We start from the raw sequence: 24,035 nt of genomic DNA, 5'->3' as shown, positions 1-24,035 counted from the left end.
CAACTGAGAGTATTCCCACATTTTCAGCCGGGTTTAGCGATGCGAAACATCGACACAATATCGTTAAGCTGGTGCGCTTGTTTTTCCAGTTCCACTGACGAAAGTGCAGATTGATGAACCAGATTGACGTTTTGCTGCGTGACCGCATCCATCTGTCTTACTGCAACCCCTACCTGCCCAATACCCTGGCTCTGCTCACCCGACGCATTGGCAATATCGCCCATAATATTGTTCACTTGAGTGACCGCATTCAGAATCTCCCCCATCGCTTCACCCGCTTTCTTCACCTGTTCAGAACCAGTATGAATGTTATCAACGGACTCTTTGAGCAAGGTTTCTATCTCTTTCGCCGCCACTGCACTACGTTGAGCGAGATTACGTACCTCACTTGCTACTACTGCAAAACCTCGCCCTTGCTCACCGGCCCGAGCGGCTTCAACTGCAGCATTCAACGCCAGAATATTGGTCTGGAAGGAGATGCTGTTAATCACGGTGGTGATATCGACAATTTTATGAGAGCTGCTGGTTATCGTCTCCATCGTGGTCATCACTTTTTTTACCGACTCCCCGCCGTTTACTGCCGTCTTAGTCGCATTTTTTGCAAGTACGCTCGCGTGGCTGGCATTTTCAGCATTCAGCGTAACCGTGCTACTCAATTGCTCCATGCTGGCAGTCGTTTCTTCTAACGCTGCGGCGAGTTGCTCAGAACGAGAAGACAATTCGTTGTTCACCTCAGCCACTTCCGTGGCATTTCCGCGAATGGTGTGAGCGCTGGAACGAATGTTGGAAACGGCTTTTTCCCAATTCGACTGCATTTTTTGGATCGGTGAAACCATCAAACCAATGCAGTTACTGCCTAAATCAGGTAATTGGGTTTCGAGTTCACCACGCGCAAGAATATGCATATGTGCGCGAATGTTCTCGACCGGCTTCACCAGGCAGAAATAAAGATAGCGCTCGGTTACCAACGTAATGGCAATGCTTGCTAACACCGAAGCCCCGAGCAAGAAACGAACGATACCGATCCACATTTCTTGTTGCGCATTCAGTACCAGGTTTTGTTGCAAATCATGTAAAAACCACAGCGCCAGCCCGGAAACACCGAGCCACGCCACTGACGAGAAGATCAGTATCAGCACCACCATGACGCGGATTTTGATATTACGAATAAACTTCATGTTTTGTATTTTCCTGGTGAAATAATAAAAAGTCTTTCCTGCACCAGCTGTAGTCACCTCAGCTCCGTTTATTCGGTTTTTGTATACCAATACTGAGAGTAGACCGTGCATTACCAGTATTGTCGGCACGATTCAGCCAAACTTGATGGCAGTTGTGATCAAAATTTAATCACCCCACAAATATTGGTGATGCCCATTCTCACCATTATTAAGCCCCAAAATTTATGTTAGGAAAATCCATTTACTTCGCCCTAATTGAAATTAAACAGCTTTATGCTGTTGGTCATTTTTCATTTTTGTGCGTGCTAAAATCATTAAAAAGTCATTCGAGCATCAGAATAATGAAAACTGTTTATTTAATTTTAACCACGGCGTTATTAGCTGGATGTACGGTGAATAAAACGCCTGTGCCCGTAAAAAGTAGTGAAGTGGTGGGTGTGGTTCGTCTGGGATTTGACCTTGCGCCATTACAAACGGCGAAAGTGGATACTTATGTTGCGCAATCAGCAGCCAGCCACCAATGCCAGCAGTGGGGTTATATCGCCGCATATCCTTACGGAGAGCCAATCAAAACCTGTAGCGTGACCAGTGGCTCTGTGTGCCTGAGCCAAAAAGTAACGCTTGAGTACCAGTGTCGCGGAGTGGGAATGGAGCGGTATCTGAAAGATGAGAGTGTTGTTCAATAATAGAACAATCACCTTAACGTCATTAAAATTAGGGTTAGCTAAGATTTATCTTCTGACCCATAAATAAACAGTAATAATTCTTATTTTCAGAACGAATTAATTATAAAAAAGAAATAATATTAACAACCATTCTCATTACAATAATATAATTAACAATTCCTTTGCATTATAGAAATAATAAAATTAAAGTAGCGACATTGTTAAATATACATTCTTGTGGAGCGCACCATGCTAAAAGCTGAAATGATCGAAAAACTTAACGAACAAATGAATCTTGAGCTTTATTCCTCCCTGCTTTATCAACAAATGAGTGCCTGGTGCAGCTACCATAGCTTTGAAGGGGCTGCTGCTTTCTTGCGTCGCCATGCTCAGGAAGAGATGGAGCATATGCAGCGTCTGTTTGCTTACCTGACTGACACTGGAAGTTTGCCACGCATTAATGCAGTCCCGGCACCAGACAATGACTACTCATCTTTAGATAACCTGTTCAACGCTACTTACGAACATGAGCAATTAATTACTCGCAAGATTAATGAATTGGCTCATGCTGCGATGACATCTCAGGACTATCCAACTTTCAACTTCCTGCAATGGTATGTTTCTGAACAGCATGAAGAAGAGAAGTTGTTCAAGTCCGTACTGGATAAATTAAGCCTGGTTGGAAAAAGCGGCGAAGGTCTCTATTTCGTAGATAAAGAGCTTTCTACCCTCGATACTCAAGCTTAATAAAATATTTCCGGCAAGTATATTTTGTACTTGCCGGTTCTCCTTAACTAAAACTCCCCCTCTCCCTTCAGTAATCCCTGATAATCACTTTTCTGCTAAAAACCTTACTCTGTGGCGGATATCTGTTAAGCGTCTATACTCCAATTCAGCACCTTCTCATGTCAGTTTTCTATGGCTACTTGCTGGTGCAATGAGCTGCTCCACACATCGATTGTTAAGCATTATTTATAATAATAAGCGTCATGTTTTTCCTGTTACTTGCAATAACTAATATGGACAATATGATAAAATGTTAAGTAAAAACAATAAATTAATTAGAAAATTATTTTTCCATGAATCATGGGATATCATGATCATCAAAAATAGCTCCCATTCTTTTCCTGAAAATACTCTGGATATTTTAAATAATTCACAAGCAAAATTACTTAAGAAAAAATATACCTTCCAGGCAGATCCTTTTATTATAGAGAAAGATAATAAAATCTACCTTTTCTATGAAGCACTTAGCTTTCTAAATTCTAAAGGCATTCTCAGATGTCGGGTTCTTGACGAAAATCTTAATGAGATTCAAGATATCAAACTAGAAGGGTTTGATGATTTAAAGTGCCATTTATCCTTCCCTTATCTTTTTTATCTAAACGATAATCTGTTTATGATTCCGGAGTCTTCAGAGCGAAAAGAAGTGATACTCTTCCAATCCACTGAGTTTCCCACTCGCTGGAAAAAGGTGAAGGTGCTAATTTCTGACGCTGAATTTACCGATAATATATTCTTCACCTTAGAGAATACCTGTTACCTCATTTCTACCACACTTAACAATGAGATGGTTATTCACACTGCAGATCAAATACTCGGTGAGTGGAAAAAAATAAACCCGTCTTTAAAACTGTGCAACCACCATCACCGAGGGGCCGGTGCTTCTTATTTTATCAATGATAAGAAATATATCCTCACTCAAGAATGCACATCTGACTCTTACGGAAAATCCATTTTTATCAAAGAATTAATCACCATCAATCCACTGATTTTTGAGGAGAAACTGGCGGCACATGTCACACCTGAAATCAACCAAAGCGCAGGTATTCACACGTTAAATTTTTCGAACAACCATCTTGTTTATGACACCAAAAATTGGGTATTCAGCCTTTTATCTCCTTTAAAAAAGGTTTTATTTAAGGCTTGGGTTAAATACCGTAAAAAATCGTTTGCCTGAATACACATAAGAAAAACCCGTCGACCGGTGCTACGTTTTCAATCGTTGACAGTAAATTAAGCACCTAATACCACACTAGTTTTGTAATATTTATCTGGAGATATTATGGCAATTCTTGTAACCGGTGGTGCTGGCTATATAGGCTCCCATACTGTATTGGCTTTGCTTGAAAGAGGTGATGACGTCATCGTTATCGATAATCTTTCTAACTCATCTCAAGAATCATTAGTCCGGGTTACAGAGTTAACAGGAAAAAAACCCACTCTCTATGTTGCTAATGTTTTAGATAAGAATATTTTGAGAACTATTTTTTCAAAACATTCGATTACTGATGTGATTCATTTTGCTGGTTTAAAATCTGTTGGTGAATCAATTAAAAAACCACTGGAATATTATGAGAATAATGTTACTGGCACAATAGTGTTACTTAGTGAGATGCTAAATGCCGGTGTAAATAGCCTCATCTTCAGTTCATCGGCAACCGTCTATGGGAATCCCGAAAAAGTGCCGTTGAGCGAAGATTGCCAGACTGGCGGCACCACAAACCCTTATGGCACATCCAAACTTATGGTTGAGCAGATTCTGCGTGATTTCTCCCTCGCACAACCGGAGTTTCGCATTACCTGTTTGCGCTATTTCAATCCGGTTGGCGCTCATCAATCGGGGCGAATTGGCGAAGATCCTAACGGTATTCCAAATAATCTGGTTCCCTATATTTCACAAGTGGCAATCGGCAAACTGAAGTGTCTGTCGGTATATGGCAATGATTACCCTACACCTGATGGCACAGGCGTTCGCGATTATATCCATGTGCTGGACTTAGCAAGTGGTCATCTGGCGGCATTGGATCATCAAAATGAGGGTGCATCTTTTAAAGCGATAAATCTGGGTACTGGCGTGGGTTATTCCGTCATTGATCTCATTGAGGCATTTGAAAAAACATCTCAGACTAAGATTAACTATAAGATTGTGGAACGCAGGGCCGGTGATATTGCGGAATGCTGGTCAGATTCATCTTTAGCAAAACAAACATTGGGATGGCAGGCCACGCGAACGATTGATGAAATGATGCGTGATACCTGGAACTGGCAGAAAAATAATCCGAATGGTTACAGCTCTTAGTATGGCGAGGCCCGCGAATGGACCAAGTATTGCCAACGCATATGCCGCTTGAAGTATGACGGGTATTTACACTCTGAGTCTGTCTTGACAGACTCAGAGCCAATTAATCACTGAACATTTAACTTAGAAATCCGATACCAGCTATCACTACGTTTCCCTTCGTTAGCCAGATTAATTCTCGATTTCCCCGTCCCATCCAGTATTGCCACTTCGATATAATACTGCCCATCAGCCACCGTCCCAGGTATTGGCAGTTGATATGCGATTGGCCGCTTTCCGGGTAACCAGGTGCGAATATCATCACTGGTTTTCCCCTGAGCAATGACTTTGTTCAACTCGTTGACCACACGCCATGTCACGTTGTATTTCAGGTAAATGGGTGCGATACCGTCATTTGCCCACTGACTATTAAGCGTCAGAACACCACCTTTCGCGACAGCAGAATTATGGCTCAATGAGACTAAACGAAAACGATAACCAAGCCTGGTCAGCGCCTGGTCGACAATGCCGCGATACTCTTTTGGCACCGCCCGTGACTTCAAATTAATCGTACTGGCGTGTTGTGCGATGGCCCAGTCAAATGTGCGTTGCACTTCGGTAAGACTGTAATGTTGCTCGGTTTTCCACTCCGGCATGTACCCGCAGATTTCGAAACTCACAGGTGCTCGTTTCCAGCCATCATTGAAACCGGAATACGCAGCTTGAGCCGCCTCTAAGCGCTGCGGATAATCATCTTCCATCAGATTCCAGGTTGCCGAAAAGTTACGCCAGTCACCCAAACAATCAGCCCGCCAGCCTGCCCCCTGCTTCACGGCGCTGACCAGGTTGTCGCCACCGGCAATCAGCATAATTTTCGGTGTTTTTGGAAACGCGGTAAAATGCATTCTGACGTACTGTTCTAATTGCGCTGGTGTGTAGCGTTTATCGAGCGGTTTAAGTGAGGGGAAATTGCTGTTGTGCCACTCTCCCCACGACCCCACCATGCCGATATCAAGGTATGCCAGGTTTTCATTTCCATCGTAGTGCTTGCCGAAAGCATTGAGCAGGCGCTGGCTGTATTGCAGAAATACTGGGTCATCGAGATTGGGGACGAAGGTTTTTCCGTCTGAAGTCCATACGCCCTTAACTTTTTTAATCAACCAGTCAGGGATTTTTGAACCGCTTTCCGGGCCATCGAGGGCCATAAAGCGCAGCCCGACGTTCATCGCGGGCGTGTGCATCGCTGCGAATTTAAAAGCGTCGTCAACCAATGCGTAGTTAAATTGCCCTTCAACCGGTTCAAGCTCGCTCCAGTAGAAGCGTTCGTATTCAATGCCGGGATTCGGGTAATCGGCCTCAGTGTGTTGCTCGCCGTAACCCTGGTGAAAACTGGCGATGCCCATGCCTGGGTTAGTGAGTGGGCCTGAGAGTGCCTTAGGTGTAACGACTGTCATCGACTCAGCCAGTACGGCTCCCGGAACGACCATGCACATCAACGCTATAAAAGTTTTAATATTCATGAGACTCCGTTATCCGTAGAGGGTTAATGAGCCAAAAGCTATTTGTTCCTCAGACTGAGCCACCAGTCCCAAATCCCAACATGGAAATCATGAATGAGATCAATGCCTACGGCAGACTTAATCATATATAGCGTGAGTAACACGCAGAGCGTTGCGAACAGCAAGCCTGAAAGGATCAAAATCGTCACGACGATGCGCACCAGTGTGGATTCTTTGCGTAGTCGCTTGCGGAAATCTCGCCCTAACAAAAAGACCAGATAATAGCGCCTGCCAAAAAATGGGAAGCTCTTGCGGACATCGATGCGATGACGTGACGACAACGTGACTGAAACTATTGCATCTTCTATATCCTGCTTTTGTTCAGCAGTCAGTTGTGCCTGGGTTTCCTCATCAAGCACTTCATAAAAACGATCAAGTACGAGTGGGCGTCTGGTTGAATTGCTCAATTTTAACCTATTGATTTGTTTATTGAGTGGTACACTTTGACTGTTTTTCTGGCAATTTCAAGCCAGTCATAATTTCGCAGGAAGTCACTGTAATCGGTACTGTTGAGTACTACTCTTGCCTTAATTTTTTCGGCTAAATCAGCCACATTGCCGACTTTAAAATAGGCTTCAGCTGGCAATCCTACTTCCAAATTCGCCGGAATATCACTGACTACCGCAGGCAGTGAGTACGACATTGCTTCAAGCAATGCTATCGGCAATCCCTCGTGATACGAAGGCATTATAAACAGCTTAGCCTGGGAAAAGACTGCCTTCAGTGCATCACCTTTTAAGAAACCGGTCAAAATAACATTCGGTGTTTTTATCGCTAATTGCTTCAGCTGCATACTGTAGTCAGAAGGATGATCTGCATCACCAACCAATACTAATGTCTCTGAGACGCCAGATTTATGATAGGCAGTAATCAAATCGTGTAACCCTTTTTCTTCCACAAAACGCCCTACCGCTACAAGATAGTTCTTAGGTTTTAACGCGTACCGACCCAGTGTTTTACTAATGGTTTCTGCTGCCAGCGGTTCCGGAATATTAACCCCGTTATGGATTAAATGTGCATCCATACGCCGATGTTTTTTTTGGATTAGCTGATTAATAACCTCGGAAATAACAATGACTTCATTGGCATAATTAACGGCAAGTTTTTCGCCAATCAGTAAAGCCTGTTTTGCAATGTATCCCCATTTCTGGCGCTCATAGTCAGGGCCATGATGAGTAAATACTACTTTCTTGCCCAGCAAACGTAGTAACGGCACGACAAGCCCAGGGCCAATGGCATGAACATGAACAATTGATGATTTATCAAACACGGTGCAAAATGCCGCTAAAACTGAATGGGCAATGGCTTCTAAAGAAAGTTTTTTCGGTGCCCACAGTGCGCGGGTTTCGATATTTTTATATTGCGAATGACGGTAATCGACATAAGGAGCACGAGCAATAACACAGATATCGATATCAAATTGTTGTTTGATTGCGGGATAGAGATTTTGGCAATGCGTTTCTACCCCGCCTAGTACATCAGGAATTCCACGAGTGCCCAGAACCGTAATTTTTCTGGTCATATTATGACTTACTTAACAGTTCTTGATACAAATTCAGTAATGCCTGAAGATGATCGCGCATTGCATATTTACCGCAAAGGCGATCATGGGCATTTAGACCCATGCGTTGGGCTTTTTCTGGATTAATTGCCAAATCGTCAAGTATATCGGCAAGCTGTTGCGCATTTCCTGGTTCGAATAATGCCCCATCGACACCATCACGGATTTGTTCAGGTATTCCGCCAATGCGTGACCCAACGATTGGCCGAGCAAAAGACATGGCTTCAAGTACTGACATTGAGCAATTTTCATTACATTCCGAAGGCACAATAATCGCTCGCGCGTGCTTTATCAGATTGTCTAATTCTTCACCCTGATGTACAAAACCAAGAAACTCAGCATCGGGATACTTCTCAATCAATTCATTGTAGATAGGACCATGGCCGACAATTTTTAGTGGTATTTTATTACGCATCATCTGATGCGCTTGAGCCAAGGTTTCAATTCCTTTTTCAGGGCTGATGCGACCAACAAAAAGCAAATAGCCTCTATCTTCTATATTGTCAAATGGTTGGCTGTCATCAATGCCATTAACAATAACGTCAATGCGCGAATTGGGTAATGTGTGCTTTATCACCCCCCGCAAAAACTCACTAGGGGAGATAATAACGTCAATGGCCTGATAATTTTTTGCAATATATTGCCAGGTTGCTTCTAAAGAAATTAATAAACTCTTAAATGCCGAGCCTTCATAGCAACGATATTTGAATGCGTTATAGACGGCACCGTTGATACAAGCATCACACACCTTGCCATCGCGCAACATCGCGTATGATGGACAAGCAATTTTGTAGTCGTGTGCAGTTAACACCGTTTTACAACCAAAATCACGGGCAACTTTTATAATTGCAGGCGTTAGCTGATGATAGATATTATGAAAATGAACAATATCCGGGCGCTCTTTCTCCAGTAACGCTTTCATTTTCTTGCATGCTTCAGCATTATGAATGAAATTTACAGCTGTTTTAACCCCGCCCAATAAGTTACTGCTTTTATGATAATCAACATTACTGACAAAATATTCTGCGTAATCTGAGGGGAAATTTTTCTCATGTTGCATAGAGAAATCAATAACTTCGATACCAGCCTGCTTCAGCATATCGCGTTCTTGAAAATAAACTGTTTCCGCGCCGCCTTTGATGTAGAAAAATTTATTTACCAGTAATATTTTCATCATGGCCGCCTATTCATGAATAACTTTGCTATCGGGTGGAACCATAGGATCTCGTACTGGATGAGTCAGCCCTTTGACTAACCCAGCAGAGAGCACGGCTAAATTTATTACACTATGCAACCCGTTAATTAATGAGCGATTTTTAATCGCTTTCAGGATAATAAATGCAAGTAATGGCAGTAGCGCTACACCAATAATTTCAGCATTAAATGTCAATATCGAAACCAACAGCAAAAACATATAGATGGAAAAAATAATCTCGTTTTTGACCATTCTAAGAACGTGACTCAGATAGGGTCTCCCCCATGCACTGCGTAGTAACTCACCTGTTGCCTGGTTATAACCACTTCGCCAACGGTACATTATTAATTTGAATGTCGGCATGTTATGTGAGGTGTGACTGAAATAAGGAACATCAAGGCGATGGAGTTTATAACCGGCATGTAATAAACGCATCCCGAGCTCTGCCTCTTCAAAGGCATGCAGATTACGGTTGGTAAGATAACCAATTTTTTCAATTGCCACGCGACGGTATAAACCTCCCCCCCCTAAATGATCGCAATCACCTATCGGATATATTTCATGTAGTCGTTGCTTGCGTGACTTGAACTCATAATTTGCTGCATCATCCATTTCAACGGTACCCGCAACGCCCGCGTATTCTGGGTGTGCCTCAAGAAATGTAACTGCACTATCAATAAACCCTTTTTCCAGTTCCATATCGCCATCCATTAACAACAGATATTGACCCTCGCTATACAGATAACCTAGTTGATGCCCCACTCCACAGCAACGATCCGCAGGCTGCGTTAAAGACACCACGGTCACGCCTTTAGCGCTTGCTAATTGTTGAGTGTTATCGGTCGATAAACTATCAGCCACGATGATCTTATGCGGATAATCAGCAATCTGCTGTTGGATACTATCGATGGTTTTCTCGATGCACTCGGCTTCGTTAAGGGTTTTAATACTCACTGTAATAAACGGTTTATTAGCCATACTATTGCTCCGCATAACGATAAACGGACCGACGAATTACCAGACTCGAACCCAGCGATAAATAAAAAATAAATTGCAGCATTGGGGTAATTGTGAGTATTTGGCTATAGGGTAGGCTCAATAAACAGCTAATAACAAAAACACTAAAAGCAGGTGAGAAACTCAGTAACTGGAGGTCTTGTTGATCTAATTTCTCGCGATCCAACAGGGGCTTAGGCTGCACGATTTTTAGCATATAAATAATTAGGCTAATAAATAGCAGAGTTCCTACTACACCCACTTCCCAAAGCAACATACTTAAAGAGGTCGAATCCAGAATCAAGTTATAGGTAAGGTTTAAAAAACCCTGCGAGACAATACTGCCACTGTTTGTCGCATTAAGACCATAGCCAAATAACGTGCCCGACAACCCCCAAAGATCGTTATTTTTAAGCCAAAAAGTCAGTGTGGTAAAGCGGCCCACCTCCCCTGATGGCAGAATATAATTGGGATCAAAAATGTAGTCTAACGACGACAGGAAGACACTTAATGAACTCTCTGTTGGGTCACTACCAAAGGCAGATGAATAACCAGAAGCCAGGATAAGTATCGCAAACGCAATCAATAGAGCCATGCCTGCAAAAATCAGCAGCAATGCTTTTAGATTTACTTTACTCATCCCTTTAACGTAGCTTGGCATTAGCCAAACCCAGCACATGAGTATTGGCGATAACAAGATAACAAATTTTACTTCGCCAACGATACATAAGCCAAAGCCCAATATGATATGCAGTGCCATTGATTTAAATGTCGTTAGTCCGTGCTTAAATTCAGAAATTTTCAACAGCATAATCAGCAGGCAAAACAGCCCCATGGCCGCAGTATTACCGCCGCCCATCGGGTCACCACCGAAGGTTCCAACCACTGAATCCCATTTATCTTCCTCACCATACGTGGCCACACGCTGGGGAACCACAAACAACAACTGGTAAAGAACCATCGGGAATTGTGCGTAAAATACCCAGTATAAAGTTTTGGTTACACGGTAGACCTGCGATTCACGGCAGAATCCTAATAACAGGCAGAGCATGATTAGAGATAGTGCAATTTCATTTTTAAATCCGACAATCGCATCCGTTACCCCTTCCTGCAAAATTGTCGATACCCCCGCCATGACCAGGAAGACGAGATACACCGTGAGCACAATTATTTCTTGCTTATCCAGCTGTAATGTTTCGTAGCGCGTTTGCATGATCAACAGGCTAAACATCAGCAATGTCAGGAAAAATGGGATCCACAGCACCGACAATAAGCCGGTGAAATATTGAGCTACCCCACAAAACACAAGGGTAATTAAAGAATAGGTCTGTAAATAGTGCCCAGTATTAAGATTCATAATACAACCGGTCTGTCTTTTAAGAGGTTGGCGCGTTTATTGACCTTCAGATAAATAAACGCATAACGGACGAATGTTAGTACCGAGAACAGAATGATTGATGTGGCATAGTCATTATAAAAATAGGGTACAACAACAAACGAAATCAACACGATAGCCAACTGTTCAAACTGAATGCGTAAAAAGTAACGGTGAGAGCCAAAAATAAGCTCAATCACTGTCAGTGGGCAGACAGCCAAAGCCGGGAACAAATAAGGCAACATATATCGCGAAGTCGGAATTGAGTTAATCCAATCTTCACTAAAACCAAGGTGCATAACTATCGGATAGAAAATAAATACGCCTAAGGTACAAATAACCCCCAGTACCAGCAGCAGCAAGCGTACTTTTTTGTACTCGTCATAATTGAAGGTGTTATGTCTAAAATCGATAGACCATTTTGAAAAAATAGCATTGCGAACGGCATTTCCAACGATCACCACCGGAGCCAGACAGAAACGGCTCACAATAGAAAAATAGCCTGCAGTCAGTGCAGAGAACCAAAAGTTAATCAGCATAATAGGTAAATTACCGTTTGCCATTGCCAGCACTTCAGCACTACCTACTTTGGTGATGTGATGAACGTGTTTATTAAAGAACGCGAAATTATTTTTCAGACTTAAATGTTGTAATGTCACCGAGCGAAATTCAAATGCGCAAAGAATGCAGCCAATCGTCAGAAGCATCATTGAACCTGCCCATGCCCAATAGAACGCCTGAACATGTGTGGTGAGCATGACAGAAAGCACCACCACCACGGAAACAGATATTCTCTGAAAGACTAAAAAGCCAAAATTAGCCGTACGTAACGATAAGTTCTCCGATATCAACACCCACGTATTAGAAAGCGTGAGCAAATAAAGGAAGAAGATATTCTGGTCAAATAACCACGCAGTTAGCAAAGCATACGGGAGAGCAGTAATCAGACTTTGCAGTAAACAAAACACGACGTTTTGGGCTAGTTCATCATCTTGTTGCTTCGGAATCAAAAGTTGCGAAGCAAATGTGCATACTTGGGCACCAATCAGCGCAATACTGTAATTAAGCGCGTAAAGCCCTACCTCGGCCAGATCATATTTGTGAGAAATCAACCAAATAGAGAGCGCACCAATCAATTGCGAAATGACTGATGAACCAGCAATTGTAGACGCGCTCTTCAGTAAACTCATGCCCGGCCTGTGCCATTCATCAGTTCATTAGTTTGCAGGTTGAGTGAACGTAATCCCTCTTTGGTTTCCAGATTTTTATCAAAAACTTGATTAATGACTACGCCGATAACAACAGACTGATTGGTTTCGATTTTATCCAGCGCGTGGATAATGTGCTCAGCCGGTGCCGCACCTGCTTTTAGTACAAATATCAGGCCATCTGTAACCCGACTAATTAACTGGCTATCCTGGCTCTGATTCACCGCCGCAGCATCAATAATAATGCGCTGATACTTGCTGCGTAGTTCGCGCATTAAGTGCTCAAGGTTCTCTGATGACAGCATGAGCAATGATGAAACCGTCGCATTACCACGCGCCAGGAAATCAAGATTTTCATTCACTTTAACAATCAGATTTTCGGAGGTAACTTCACCACGAAGCAACTCGGCAACACCTTGCGCGGAATGCTTAGCAAGTTCGCTCGACAAACCCTCGTTATTGTAAAAATCCAGGTCGATAAGCAGTGTTTTTTGATCGAAGCTAAATGAGTTAGCCAACAGATTTGCCAGCAGTGTACGTCCATCACCATGGTCCGCTGATGTCACAGTAATCGCCTGAAGCTGCCGATTATCCAACATAATATGGGTGCGGATGCTGTGAATGATGTCTGCATTGAGCGGGTTATTAGAGATAATATCGCGGATTTGCGCACGACTCCCGAGCCCCTTATAGCGGCGAATCTCACCGAGTGGTTCGAGGTTCAAGCGCTTCTTCACCTGGCTCAAGTTGTTAATCGTGCTGTCCATCGCGGCTTTCACAATGAAGTACATGATGCAAAATGCCAGCGCTAACAAAACCACCATAATAAACAGCAGCGATTTATTAGGCTTGGATGGGCGTTCAGCCGGTACTGCCGGGTCATACAATACAGCATCCGCTTCAGCATAATTACTCGAAAGTGACTGCTCTTGAGTACGTTGATATAACGTTTTGTATGACTCTTCAGTTTTATCCAGCGCCAGTTTCAAACTGTTATAACCATCGCGCTTGGTTGCCAATTTCTGGAATATTCCTTTTTGCTGATCTAACTGTTTCTGGTAGCTATTTTCATCTGCCAGCGCTGCTTGATATTGCTGACGCAATCCAGTTTCCAGCTCACCCAGCACACTATAGGTTTGATCCTGGATCGCCTGAACCTGAGCCTGAGCCTCCTGAATTTTGGCATGCTTTGGCCCATAGGATTTACGCAATTCATAAAGCGAACGTTTCGCCTGGATCAAGGCAATACGTAAGTCCTGAATCTGCGCATGGTCCGAAATTACCGGGAGAGAAATGACATCTTCGAGAGATTTTCCTGTCCCTTTACTAACTTCGTTGTAAAGCGATTCAGCAACCACGCGGCGCTGGGTCGCATCGGCCAAACGGTTAGTCACAATACCTAACTGCTCTGTTTCAAAACCATCTACACCACGGAAGGTCAACAACCCTTCTTTATTGAGATATTCATCAATTGCCTGTTTTTGTACGGCAATTTGTTTTTGCAAATCGTCCATTTTCTGCAGATTGCTTTCTCGAGCTTTCTGCGTATTGATACGCTTTTGCTCAGCCGTATAGTTGATAAACGCCTGCGCAACACCGTTAGCTACCTTTGCTGCCATTTCTGGGGAAGGTGACTCATAGGAAATAGATGCCAGATGGGTCGTGCGAATACTGGTAATAGTGAGATTTTTCAGCATGGTTTTCAGCGCATTATCAATTCGTTGCTGCTGATTTTCGGGAGTGTTGGCATCTTTGCTGTCTGATTTAACGCCATTGAAATCTGGATTTTCATCCAATTTCAAATTTCGAACGGCCTGTGCAAGCACAATACGTGACTGCATCAACGCATATTGTGTTTCGTAGTAGCCGTTACGTGTCGAGTCATAGCCATCAACTTGCGGGAACGGTGAGACATTATCAGGCTGAGCCTTAACCAGCACTGTCGCCGTTGAGACATATTTCGATGTCATCATGTTGATAAGTGGCCAGGCAATCGCCCCAGCAATCACACCGCCGAGGAGGATTTTCCAACTGTTTCTTTTAATTTCCTTGGCAAACCGGGAGAAATCGATAGAGCTTTCTCGTTTCTTGCCATTTTCAACTATTGATAGTTTCATAGTTAGAAGAAGCCCATGCCAATAATCACGATATCACCAGGGTGAACGGAATGTCTTACGTCCACGTTCTCAAGCAATTGGTTTGTGCCAGCTAAGCGAATATTGATATCTTTGCGATCGGCTCTGTCTGTAAAGCCACCGGCCTGCGCAATCGATTTTTCAACTGTGAGCCCAGGTTCATAGGAAAATCCATTCGGATTTTTTACCTCACCTGAAACATAGTATTTTCGGAACTCAGCAATATTCACCGTCACCATTGGATTTTGCAGGTAATCGCCTCGCAGACGATTAGTTAACTCTGCACTTACCTGTTCTGGAGTTTTGCCTTTTAGCGTGAGTTGCCCAATATAAGGGAAAGTAATAGTTCCGCTTTTATCGAGTATAAATTTCATTGTAAGATCAGGTTCGCCGTACACATTAATACTAACGGCATCACCTGCATCAAGCAGGTATCCTTTTGATTCAGAATCAGGATTATCCATTAGTGGCGGCTTAGATGCAGAACATCCTGCCAGAAGCACACTGAAAAATAAAAATACCCATAATTTCATTATTTTCATTTTAAATCTGCACCTTAGCTGTAAACATAATCAGCGAATTGTCATAACCCAACGTTCTCAAGACTTCTCTGTCGTCGTCAGGTCCGATATAAAACGAATCGGTCTCTTTATTTGAACGCAATGTATCTATTTGATATTTCAACTCAAAGTTAATAGAGGGCCTGAAGTCATAACTCATGGTGAAGGTGAACACACCATCCTTGTCATTTCTGTCCTTATCTTGCTTCTTATAGTCTTCTGTGGTGTACGAGTAATCTAACAAGGTGGAGAAACGGTCATCGAACCAAAAATGTTGATACGAAATGCCATACTGTGAAACCAAAATATATCCCCCCACTTCTGAAGGGTCTTTAATGCGTTGTGAGGTATGTGCTGTAAAAATAGATTGTTTGAGCGGCTTCCACTCGCCCTTAATATCCCAGTTTAGCCCATTAAAATCCTGCGAGTTGGGATTGTTCTCAAATGTTTTATACAACCATGCCAGGTTCATATCGATGTTAGTTTTACCAGTAACCTGTGATTTTATTCCATAAAGCAAATAATATTCGTCACTGTCTTTTTCAGAAGCATGATCATAATGGATCTGGTTGGTAATAAAGCTATAACGGAATCGCGTTTGCGATGTGTACTGGTCAAAAATTTCAGCAACGAGGCTGTTTTGATGCCATTCCTGCTGCTGGATATAGTTGTAAAAATCATTGTCAGTATTCTGCACATCCTGCGTATTACCGAAACGAAGTTTTTTATAAATCAACGCAACTTCTGCTTTGCCACGCCCTTCAGGAGCACCGTAACTATAACGCAGTTCACTATTTAATAAGTTAGTGCTTAATGGAGAATTAACGCCAAACTCTTGAAATTGTTCAGGTATAAACCCTTCAGTAATGCCACGACCACGGTCTTCATGTCCAAGTGCATCTTCAACATTTAACATCAGGCCATGCATTAACCCATAGCGCCACGCGCCATTGAAACGAAAGAAATGGTCGTTGTAATTATCAGTTGAATCATTGTTATAATTGCGATAATCACCTGAGTACATTAATAAGTATTTATCCTGATACCTTTGGCCGGTTAAACTTAACTCAGGTGTAGCACTGATAAAGTTTGAACCAATAGCATCTCTTTTATGTGGCTGATAAGTCACATTATCTTCATAACCATAATTCACACCAGCGTTGCTCTGAAAATCAATACCCGCAATGCCGATATGTGATTTCGGTGTTAGATCTGCCATGGCCGGCGGCGATAAAACCATTCCGGCAATAATAAAATATTTAATATGCATTTTTACCGACAAATCCTTTGAAAATAGTCTTTATAATAATTTTAATATCTAGCCATAACGACCAGTTTTGGATGTATTCGATATCATATTCAACACGCTTTTCCATTTTATAAAGTGCATCAATTTCGCCGCGATAACCGTTAATTTGTGCTAATCCTGTGATCCCAGGCTTGACTTTATGGCGAATCATGTAGTTTTCGACTTGCTTACGATACTGTTCATTGTGTGTGACTGCATGAGGCCTGGGACCAACAATCGACATACTACCCTGCAATACATTGAAGAACTGCGGTAATTCATCGAGTGATGTGCGACGCAAAAATGCACCGAAACGAGTGACACGTGGATCGTCTTTTGTTGCTTGAACCACCGTATCAGAATTTTCCATCACGTGCATAGTACGGAACTTCCAGACTTTAATTTTTTGCCCACTCAAACCATACCTGTCTTGCTTGAAAAATATCGGCCCGCGTGAAGTTAGTGTTATCCCGATACTAATTAGTAATAACAGTGAGGAAATCAATACCATAATAATGCTGCCAAGAACTAAATCTTCGGCACGCTTAATAAAAGAACCAAATCCTTCAAACGGAGAACTCAGGATGCTGATCGTTTGCAAGTTATGTATAGAGCGCAACTTCGACATGTGAGTACTGTAGGAGTTAAAATCAGGAACGATATAAGTATTAACCGTGGTATCTGACATCATCGACAAAAAGTGACGAATTCTCTCTAATGCCACTAGCGGTAATGCGATATAGATCTCATCTACCCTTCCCGCTTTGGCCTCTTCAACAAGGCCACTTACTGACCCCTTAAAGGGGCTATTGATTTGGCCTATAAGTGTGCTGAATCTTGAAACATCACGTTCATCGTAGAAAGCCAAATCCAGTTTCATATCCGAGTATTCCTTAAGAAGCGCCTCTTCGGCCGCCAGACCATTGTCTGTAACTCCCACAATAGCCACATGAATGCTTTTCTTAGCTGAATACTTAAGGACAATTAAATGGATTAAATAGAGTAAAAACAGTGGAATGGCATACCAGAAGAGCGTAGCTGGGAAAAAACTATTCTCAAAAATTCTTAAATAACCTAGTGATTGCAGTCCGCCAGCTAAAAATCTGACAAACTCAACAAAAACAATAGTTAAAAATGAGCACAGGATCAATCTTAGCTGACCACGTATGCTCCATTTCTTAGGTTTATGTAGATAAAGCTCAGTGTACTCGCCAAATAGTAAAAAAGTGGTAGAAAAAAGAAAGCTAAGCATCAAAACAGTACTTGCTGATTCCATGGCTAATAGAAATGCGCTCAATATTAAAATCGAGTTTATAAAGAGAAAATCAGCAAACTTTATAAATACTGGATACCCTCCATGGGTAAATTTCAAAGAATTTCTCGGCATAAGTAGACTCGTTATTCATTGAATTATCGTTGTTGATACTTTCCTTTCCCATCTTGATTATATCATAAATGTAAAGAATACAAGGGAATTTGTTAAGAATTGTAAAAGAAGGTGTTAGTGGTTAGTGTTATTTTAAACACTATTAGGAATAGTGAAATTTGCCATGTAGATGTTTGTTTTACCACAGTAAGTTAACACAGCGATTTAAGCTGTTTTAACTTACTTATGGAAATTCGCTGTGGTAATTGGAAGGTTTTTTTCAACAGCCAGACAGCACACCGAATGCTGCCTGGTTATTAAAAGAAAGACTTTGCTGCATGTAATTAATGTAAAACCGCCGACCCAGCCTCACGCTTTTCTTGCCAGAAGCGATGCAGTTGTAACGCAGCAGGACCAATTGCTGCCTGACTTGCTTCATATTCTTGCTCAGTCATTTGCTCAAGCTTTGCAATGTGCGCTTCATCCCCATGGAGAGCTATCGTGTCCAGCGCCGCTTCCAGTTGTTCTGGCAATGCCTCCCAATGACTCAGTTCTACACCACGCATATAACCAAAACACCACTCTTCTACAATGGTGTATTCCTTGCCATCAATTTCGCGTAAACCAAATAGCGGCTCGAACTGATCAGGAGCATGACACAGACGTTCTGCAATATCGTTCATATGCTGACATGCGAGATCGTTAAAGCGTTGCTGCTCCTTTTCACTCTCCCAATGAGGCAGCTGGGATTCGCCGCCCCAAAGTGCAGTTTGCCACTGCGTGAGTTCAATCGTTCCAGGGGCAGAAAGAATAGCAGTGAGCATCCCGTCCAACTCGGACACATCCAGTACGGAGTCATCGTTACCATACTGAGTGAGTGTATCATCCAGCCATTCCAATTCTTCTTCGTTTAGTGGCCCTTGATTCATACTGAGTTCTCCAGAAGTTGTGCGATTTTTAAGTCAATGTTGATACAAAGACTCATACGATTGATTTCAGCCTGTAGTATGCCGTGATATTCATCTAAGAATGAAAGATTTGTCAGAATGGATTCATAAAATACCGATCACCAAAAGAACAAAACCACCGAGAGGTTCTCTGAAGGAACGGCTTATCATTGATTTTATTATCAAGGTGCTCAAAGTGGGAGTTGTCGCCTACTTACACGTAAGTGCGATGGCGTTGGATAGCCATAGCGGGGAAAGAGCAGTCTTCTCTATAGCACAAGTGCAGCAAGCCAAAACGAGTACGATTATAAAACCACAAACTAAACAAGCTTTGAGTATAAAACAGTCAAATACTCGTGATTAATTTATTATCAGTATTCATAGCCAATACTAACGTTAATATATGAAAAAATTTAAACCAGGAAAAATGATAAAGTCCTGGTGCGCCGATATCACTTATTGAGTCTTCGTTGCACATGCGCTTGTGTAACTCATCAATACAACATACCAAAACCATTAAATAACATTAATTTAACAATTGATGTTTTGATAGGTCTTAACTGTTATTTTTAGAGTTAATGACCTTAAAAAACTATCACAAAATATTTTTATATTGATTCATTGAACGTTTTGAACGATTATTTATGTGATACAGAAACATCTCTTTCATCTGTTTGGGTGGCTAATTACGATGGTTTTATCAATCCGATGTAGAACCAACTTTTTGACGGCATATCACCCCTTCAAGTTGCAGTAAAGAAATATTCTGAGATTGCGGGCATATTTAATGTGTAATTTTACACATTAAATATATCCAACTATAAAAATAAACTTATTAAGCAGAGAATAAAGCATGTTATTGGCAGAAGCCAAAGATGATATTTTACTGAAAAGAATGATAGGCCCTTTTTGTACCGGTGTGGCATTTTTCATCTTTCAGTTTCTGGCCGAGTCCCTTACCGCTCAGGAACATATTGCAGATGCAACAATCCGGTTTTATGACCTTACACTGCCGCTGATTTCTGCTTTGCTGGTGTTATACAGAAAGAAGGCGCTTCCTATACTAGGGATATTTTTCCTTTATTCGATCACTAGTCATCCATTATCAGCGAAACTGACACTCACTTCCCAGCTGCTAGCAGCATTAATCAGTCAGTTACTGTATTACTGGAACACGGGAAAACGTGGTACGGTCAGTTTTGGGCGTAGCCAGTTAACTCCGCGGCGCATAGGCTGGCTTGTCTGCTGCAACTCTCTGTTATATATATTTTTTCAACACTCACTTCAGACTTATTTTGATCCAGAGTCAGCCACTGAAATTTTTACAGTGCAGACACTGATTAACCTGCAATGGATGATGAACTCTTGTATTACGGGTATTCCCTTTTGCTATCTTTTGCTTCGGGTCTGCCATAAACCTGCATGGGGACTTCAATATTTAAGACACGTAAGGGCATCAGTAAAATCAGGCCCAGCCATTTTATATCAGGCAATCTGGTGGCTTTTACTGCTCATAATTATGTACTGCCTGATTTCAGAAAATCTCAATACACTGCTTTTTACCGACTATTCTTTACTATGGTTATTGCCGGTAATGTTATGGGGGACAGTACGTATTGGGCATGCTTTGGTAGCTCCTGTATGGGTTATCATACTGGCATTGCTGGGAAATTATATTGATGGATATATTTCAATAGCAAATACGCTTACAGATGCCAACCATCTACACAGCTTAATCATATCATCCACAACTATTTTCATTTTCTCCCTGACAATTGTTGCTACAGGAGTGATATCTGCGCATAACCTAAAATACTCCCAACATGTCAGTAGATTATATCGCTCCGAGCCAAACACTGGGCTTCTAAATTTTCAGGCTCTGAGTATGGATATAGATAAACACTCAGCAGAAGCATTATGCCTGATTCGTTGCCCAGAGCTAAATGAGCTTGAACAGACTTATGGTGTGGAGTTTCGTTTTGAATTTGTTAAAGCGCTAAGTTCGTATATAACAGGTTTATTGCCATGCTGTGACCAGGTTTATTACAGCCCTGGTCACGGTATAATTCTTAGGCTGAACACGCTACCGGACGTCCCAGTATTTTACAGATCACTCAGGGTTTTTCGCTTTCAATGGAAAACATCTATCCTCGGGCTCAATTGTGGGGTGGCCTATACTAGTGATAAAAGAATCATTCGCAATTTATCAGAAGCAATAAAACAGTTAAATATTAACAGTTATATTTCTTTGTTGCATGGAAGACCGTTATCTCTGAGCCCAACAGTTCCTGGTGATAACATTGTTGAATCAGGGATGATACGCGATGTTCTGCAACAAGCTATCGACAGACAATCGTTGTTGCTTATGGCACAGCCCATTGTATCCACGGTGCTCACTGCGCAACCCGTCATCTCTGTTCGGGGTAAAATTCATTACCATGAGATTCTTATTCGCCTCAAAACAGCAGATGGAAAATTAATTTTCCCGGATACCTTCCTTCCCCTGGCCCGCAAAGGTGGCCTGCTGCCTGCACTGGATATCACGGTAATAGAACAGACCTTCCGCTTTATGCAGACCCGAAAAACCTCTGATCCTGATTGTTATTTTTCAATCAACCTGACGCCAGAGTCACTTTACCAAACGGACTTTCTGGATAATGTCTCTACATTATTCAAGAATTACAGCATTGCTCCTTACCGTATTATTTTTGAAATTATTGAGTCTGAAATTCTTGATAATGAAAATGTCTCAGACATCCTGAGGAGTCTGCGCAATGCGGGCAGTAAAATTGCCATTGATGACTTTGGCACAGGCTCCTCAAGTTATGACAGATTACGTGTTCTGAATGCAGACATTTTAAAAATCGATGGTTCTTTTATCAAAAACATCATTGATGATCCATTTAGCTACTGTGCCGTTAAATCATTTTGCGAAATGGCGAAATTAAAAAATATGGAAATAGTTGCAGAGTTTGTCGAAAATGAAGAAATCGCGAAAATGCTAACTGAGATGGGTATCGATTGGTTACAGGGATACCATATTGGGAAACCTATCCCCGTTGAGCAAGCAGAACTGTAATTTAATATTAAGTTAGTAATCGCATTTTACTCAGAAACCGCGCAACAACCTGACGACCTAAAATCCTAATAGGCTGTCAGGTTTTTTTGACATAAAAAAAAGCGCGACAGGCAGCTATGCTGGGCAATTGAAATATAGCGTACCAGGAAGCCGACAATCCAACAGCAACCACAAGAACCCAGCCTCCGGGCTCGTTTTTATTTGGGCGTAAAAAAACCCGCAGGTTGCGGGTTTCATTTGCACGGATAGCACAGTCTAAAAGTCTGTCGCCACCCCATCGCCATTGACTCAAATTGCAGAAAGTAAAAAACCACCCGAAGGTGGTTTCCACGACACTGCTTTATCATTGATTTTATTACTTTTATTCCCATGGTGCCCGGGGCGGGACTTGAACCCGCACAGCGCGAACGCCGAGGGATTTTAAATCCCTTGTGTCTACCGATTTCACCACCCGGGCTCGGGAAGAAAGTGGAGGCGCGTTCCGGAGTCGAACCGGACTAGACGGATTTGCAATCCGCTACATAACCGCTTTGCTAACGCGCCAAAACCTTTTACCTTCGCAGGCTGTAACAGAAACTCTGCTACATAAATTTGGAGCGGGAAACGAGACTCGAACTCGCGACCCCGACCTTGGCAAGGTCGTGCTCTACCAACTGAGCTATTCCCGCAAAATCTAATCAATTAACCTTAAAGCTAATCATTTGATTTTACTATCTTCTGGCAAGCTGTGCTGCCGTTCGATGCGTTGCATTCTACTTACCTGACGCGATGAGTCAATGAAATTTTCCGTCATCGCACTCCGTTTGCTGAATTTTGCACCGTACCGATCACGGTTCGAGCAAATAAGCCCCTACTGCGTGCAAATATTGATGCATTAACCAGTGAAAGGGAATCAAATTTGATAATCCAATACCGTCTCTTCTGGCTCTAGCGCCAGTCTTTTAATGTCGGCAACAGAAAGCTCAGGATTGCACAGCTCAATAAAGCGCCAGACATAATTCCGTTGTAGCTGACCTCGCTTCAATCCAAGCCATACGGTGTTAGTGTCAAAAAGATGACGAGTATCGAGTCTGACTAACTCCCCTTCCTCGCTGCTTGCCTGAAATGCCACCAGACCGATACCCAGCCCTAACTCAACATAAGTTTTCACCACGTCAGAATCCTGCGCGCTCAAAACGATATCCGGCGTTAAACCACGGCGGGAAAAGGCTTCGTCTATGCGCGCACGGCCAGTGATCCCCTGGCGATAGGTAATAATCGGCCAATGGCTAATATCATCAAGCGTGAGAGGATTAGCATGGATCAGTGGATGACCGCGCGGCACCAATAAAGTATGTGACCAGCGAAACCACGGATAAGCAACGACTAAGGGATCGGTACTCAAGCGCTCACTGGCAATACCAATATCTGCCGTACCGTTATGCAGCAGCATCTCGATTTCTTGCGGCGTCCCCTGGATTAGCTCAAGGCGTACTTCAGGGAATAATGAGCGAAACGATTTGATAACCGACGGCAAACTGTAGCGTGCCTGAGTATGTGTGGTAGCAATGGTGAGCACACCGCTGGTATCGTTGGTAAATACATCAGCCAGACGACGTACATTACTGGCTTCATTAAGAATACGTTCAGCAATCACCAGCAGGGCTTTACCCGGCTCTGTCATGCCCAATAAACGTTTACCACGACGGATGAAAATCTCGATACCGAGTTCTTCTTCGAGCTCGCGGATATGGCGGCTTACGCCCGATTGCGAAGTGAAAAGCATGTTGGCGACTTCGGTCAGGTTGTAGTCCCGCCGGGCCGCCTCGCGGATGATTTTGAGTTGCTGGAAGTTCACATTGCCCCCGGGGCATAACCATTCT

Annotated in this window: 20 protein-coding genes and 3 tRNA genes; 6 read left to right on the top strand and 17 right to left on the bottom strand. The window is 42.6% G+C overall.

Annotation, left to right across the window (positions count from 1 at the left end):
• Positions 1-23: 23 nt before the first annotated feature.
• Positions 24-1,178 (bottom strand): methyl-accepting chemotaxis protein, encoded by a 1,155-nt coding sequence (locus EDF88_RS19860; protein ID WP_134186707.1) that lies wholly within the window; start codon positions 1,176-1,178, stop codon positions 24-26.
• Between the two features lie 392 nt (positions 1,179-1,570).
• Here EDF88_RS19860 and yecR point away from each other — a divergent pair, with 392 nt between their 5' ends.
• The 4 genes from yecR to galE all read left to right on the top strand — a co-directional run bounded on the left by yecR (position 1,571) and on the right by galE (position 4,925).
• Entirely contained in the window at positions 1,571-1,864 is a 294-nt protein-coding gene (gene yecR / locus EDF88_RS19855) for a YecR family lipoprotein (RefSeq protein WP_342446873.1), read from the top strand.
• 228 nt (positions 1,865-2,092) lie between these two features.
• A complete protein-coding gene (gene ftnA, locus EDF88_RS19850; RefSeq protein ID WP_134186705.1) occupies positions 2,093-2,590 on the top strand; it encodes a non-heme ferritin in 498 nt (165 codons plus the stop codon).
• A 289-nt stretch (positions 2,591-2,879) separates the two neighbouring features.
• Positions 2,880-3,803: a hypothetical protein gene (locus EDF88_RS19845; RefSeq protein ID WP_134186703.1), complete on the top strand. Its 924-nt coding sequence runs from the start codon at positions 2,880-2,882 to the stop codon at positions 3,801-3,803.
• Positions 3,804-3,908: 105 nt separating this feature from the next.
• On the top strand, positions 3,909-4,925 hold the full coding sequence (gene galE / locus EDF88_RS19840; protein WP_134186701.1) for a UDP-glucose 4-epimerase GalE: 1,017 nt from the start codon (positions 3,909-3,911) through the stop codon (positions 4,923-4,925).
• 107 nt (positions 4,926-5,032) lie between these two features.
• Here the strand turns inward: galE and EDF88_RS19835 are convergent, their stop codons facing one another.
• The 12 genes from EDF88_RS19835 to EDF88_RS19780 all read right to left on the bottom strand — a co-directional run bounded on the left by EDF88_RS19835 (position 5,033) and on the right by EDF88_RS19780 (position 19,076).
• Positions 5,033-6,424 carry a DUF4832 domain-containing protein gene (locus EDF88_RS19835; protein WP_134186699.1) on the bottom strand — a complete coding sequence of 464 codons (1,392 nt, stop codon included), beginning with the start codon at positions 6,422-6,424 and terminating at the stop codon, positions 5,033-5,035.
• A gap of 38 nt (positions 6,425-6,462) precedes the next feature.
• Positions 6,463-6,870: a hypothetical protein gene (locus tag EDF88_RS19830; protein WP_064512011.1), complete on the bottom strand. Its 408-nt coding sequence runs from the start codon at positions 6,868-6,870 to the stop codon at positions 6,463-6,465.
• 2 nt (positions 6,871-6,872) lie between these two features.
• Complete coding sequence (locus EDF88_RS19825) at positions 6,873-7,985, bottom strand: glycosyltransferase family 4 protein (RefSeq protein WP_134186697.1); 1,113 nt, start codon at positions 7,983-7,985, stop codon at positions 6,873-6,875.
• A 1-nt stretch (position 7,986) separates the two neighbouring features.
• Positions 7,987-9,198, bottom strand: coding sequence for a glycosyltransferase family 4 protein (locus tag EDF88_RS19820; RefSeq protein WP_134186695.1), 1,212 nt, complete (start codon positions 9,196-9,198; stop codon positions 7,987-7,989).
• A gap of 9 nt (positions 9,199-9,207) precedes the next feature.
• Positions 9,208-10,197 (bottom strand): glycosyltransferase, encoded by a 990-nt coding sequence (locus tag EDF88_RS19815; RefSeq protein ID WP_064512014.1) that lies wholly within the window; start codon positions 10,195-10,197, stop codon positions 9,208-9,210.
• A 1-nt stretch (position 10,198) separates the two neighbouring features.
• On the bottom strand, positions 10,199-11,572 hold the full coding sequence (locus EDF88_RS19810; protein ID WP_134186693.1) for a capsular biosynthesis protein: 1,374 nt from the start codon (positions 11,570-11,572) through the stop codon (positions 10,199-10,201).
• Positions 11,569-12,780, bottom strand: a complete 1,212-nt coding sequence (locus EDF88_RS19805) for a capsular biosynthesis protein (RefSeq protein WP_134186691.1) — start codon at positions 12,778-12,780, stop codon at positions 11,569-11,571. Before EDF88_RS19805 ends, EDF88_RS19810 begins: the two co-directional genes overlap by 4 nt.
• Positions 12,777-14,915 (bottom strand): polysaccharide biosynthesis tyrosine autokinase, encoded by a 2,139-nt coding sequence (locus EDF88_RS19800; RefSeq protein WP_134186689.1) that lies wholly within the window; start codon positions 14,913-14,915, stop codon positions 12,777-12,779. Before EDF88_RS19800 ends, EDF88_RS19805 begins: the two co-directional genes overlap by 4 nt.
• Before the next feature lie 2 nt (positions 14,916-14,917).
• A complete protein-coding gene (locus EDF88_RS19795) occupies positions 14,918-15,475 on the bottom strand; it encodes a polysaccharide biosynthesis/export family protein (RefSeq protein WP_064512018.1) in 558 nt (185 codons plus the stop codon).
• A 1-nt stretch (position 15,476) separates the two neighbouring features.
• Positions 15,477-16,763, bottom strand: coding sequence for an outer membrane beta-barrel protein (locus EDF88_RS19790; protein ID WP_134186687.1), 1,287 nt, complete (start codon positions 16,761-16,763; stop codon positions 15,477-15,479).
• Positions 16,753-18,168: an undecaprenyl-phosphate glucose phosphotransferase gene (locus tag EDF88_RS19785; protein ID WP_134186685.1), complete on the bottom strand. Its 1,416-nt coding sequence runs from the start codon at positions 18,166-18,168 to the stop codon at positions 16,753-16,755. Before EDF88_RS19785 ends, EDF88_RS19790 begins: the two co-directional genes overlap by 11 nt.
• A 323-nt stretch (positions 18,169-18,491) precedes the next feature.
• Positions 18,492-19,076: a UPF0149 family protein gene (locus EDF88_RS19780; protein ID WP_064512021.1), complete on the bottom strand. Its 585-nt coding sequence runs from the start codon at positions 19,074-19,076 to the stop codon at positions 18,492-18,494.
• Between the two features lie 109 nt (positions 19,077-19,185).
• Between EDF88_RS19780 and EDF88_RS19775 the strand changes: the two genes are divergently transcribed.
• Both EDF88_RS19775 and EDF88_RS19770 read left to right on the top strand, forming a co-directional pair.
• A complete protein-coding gene (locus EDF88_RS19775; protein WP_134186683.1) occupies positions 19,186-19,458 on the top strand; it encodes a hypothetical protein in 273 nt (90 codons plus the stop codon).
• Between the two features lie 489 nt (positions 19,459-19,947).
• Complete coding sequence (locus tag EDF88_RS19770; RefSeq protein WP_134186681.1) at positions 19,948-22,173, top strand: EAL domain-containing protein; 2,226 nt, start codon at positions 19,948-19,950, stop codon at positions 22,171-22,173.
• A gap of 370 nt (positions 22,174-22,543) precedes the next feature.
• On the opposite strand, the gene EDF88_RS19765 is transcribed toward EDF88_RS19770, so the two are convergent.
• The 4 genes from EDF88_RS19765 to cbl form a co-directional block, all read right to left on the bottom strand.
• Positions 22,544-22,630, bottom strand: a tRNA-Leu gene (locus EDF88_RS19765).
• A 12-nt stretch (positions 22,631-22,642) separates the two neighbouring features.
• Positions 22,643-22,716: transfer RNA gene (locus tag EDF88_RS19760), tRNA-Cys, on the bottom strand.
• 49 nt (positions 22,717-22,765) lie between these two features.
• Positions 22,766-22,841, bottom strand: a tRNA-Gly gene (locus tag EDF88_RS19755).
• Between the two features lie 224 nt (positions 22,842-23,065).
• Entirely contained in the window at positions 23,066-24,010 is a 945-nt protein-coding gene (cbl, locus tag EDF88_RS19750; protein WP_064512024.1) for an HTH-type transcriptional regulator Cbl, read from the bottom strand.
• Positions 24,011-24,035 lie beyond the last annotated feature (25 nt).

Origin of the sequence: Buttiauxella sp. BIGb0552, assembly GCF_004366275.1 — a bacterium.
Classification (GTDB): domain Bacteria; phylum Pseudomonadota; class Gammaproteobacteria; order Enterobacterales; family Enterobacteriaceae; genus Buttiauxella; species Buttiauxella gaviniae.
Note: the sequence above shows the minus strand (reverse complement) of the source record. Positions and strands in the feature narration are given on the sequence as shown.

Bases quoted from the DNA above. Each gene is read 5' to 3' on its own strand.
- EDF88_RS19860 (WP_134186707.1), bottom strand. From the start codon at position 1,178: ATGAAGTTTATTCGTAATATCAAAATCCGCGTCATGGTGGTGCTGATA.
- ftnA (WP_134186705.1), top strand. From the start codon at position 2,093: ATGCTAAAAGCTGAAATGATCGAAAAACTTAACGAACAAATGAATCTT.
- EDF88_RS19845 (WP_134186703.1), top strand. From the start codon at position 2,880: ATGTTAAGTAAAAACAATAAATTAATTAGAAAATTATTTTTCCATGAA.
- galE (WP_134186701.1), top strand. From the start codon at position 3,909: ATGGCAATTCTTGTAACCGGTGGTGCTGGCTATATAGGCTCCCATACT.
- EDF88_RS19835 (WP_134186699.1), bottom strand. From the start codon at position 6,424: ATGAATATTAAAACTTTTATAGCGTTGATGTGCATGGTCGTTCCGGGA.
- EDF88_RS19825 (WP_134186697.1), bottom strand. From the start codon at position 7,985: ATGACCAGAAAAATTACGGTTCTGGGCACTCGTGGAATTCCTGATGTA.
- EDF88_RS19820 (WP_134186695.1), bottom strand. From the start codon at position 9,198: ATGAAAATATTACTGGTAAATAAATTTTTCTACATCAAAGGCGGCGCG.
- EDF88_RS19815 (WP_064512014.1), bottom strand. From the start codon at position 10,197: ATGGCTAATAAACCGTTTATTACAGTGAGTATTAAAACCCTTAACGAA.
- EDF88_RS19810 (WP_134186693.1), bottom strand. From the start codon at position 11,572: ATGAATCTTAATACTGGGCACTATTTACAGACCTATTCTTTAATTACC.
- EDF88_RS19805 (WP_134186691.1), bottom strand. From the start codon at position 12,780: ATGAGTTTACTGAAGAGCGCGTCTACAATTGCTGGTTCATCAGTCATT.
- EDF88_RS19800 (WP_134186689.1), bottom strand. From the start codon at position 14,915: ATGAAACTATCAATAGTTGAAAATGGCAAGAAACGAGAAAGCTCTATC.
- EDF88_RS19795 (WP_064512018.1), bottom strand. From the start codon at position 15,475: ATGAAAATAATGAAATTATGGGTATTTTTATTTTTCAGTGTGCTTCTG.
- EDF88_RS19790 (WP_134186687.1), bottom strand. From the start codon at position 16,763: ATGCATATTAAATATTTTATTATTGCCGGAATGGTTTTATCGCCGCCG.
- EDF88_RS19785 (WP_134186685.1), bottom strand. From the start codon at position 18,168: ATGCCGAGAAATTCTTTGAAATTTACCCATGGAGGGTATCCAGTATTT.
- EDF88_RS19780 (WP_064512021.1), bottom strand. From the start codon at position 19,076: ATGAATCAAGGGCCACTAAACGAAGAAGAATTGGAATGGCTGGATGAT.
- EDF88_RS19770 (WP_134186681.1), top strand. From the start codon at position 19,948: ATGTTATTGGCAGAAGCCAAAGATGATATTTTACTGAAAAGAATGATA.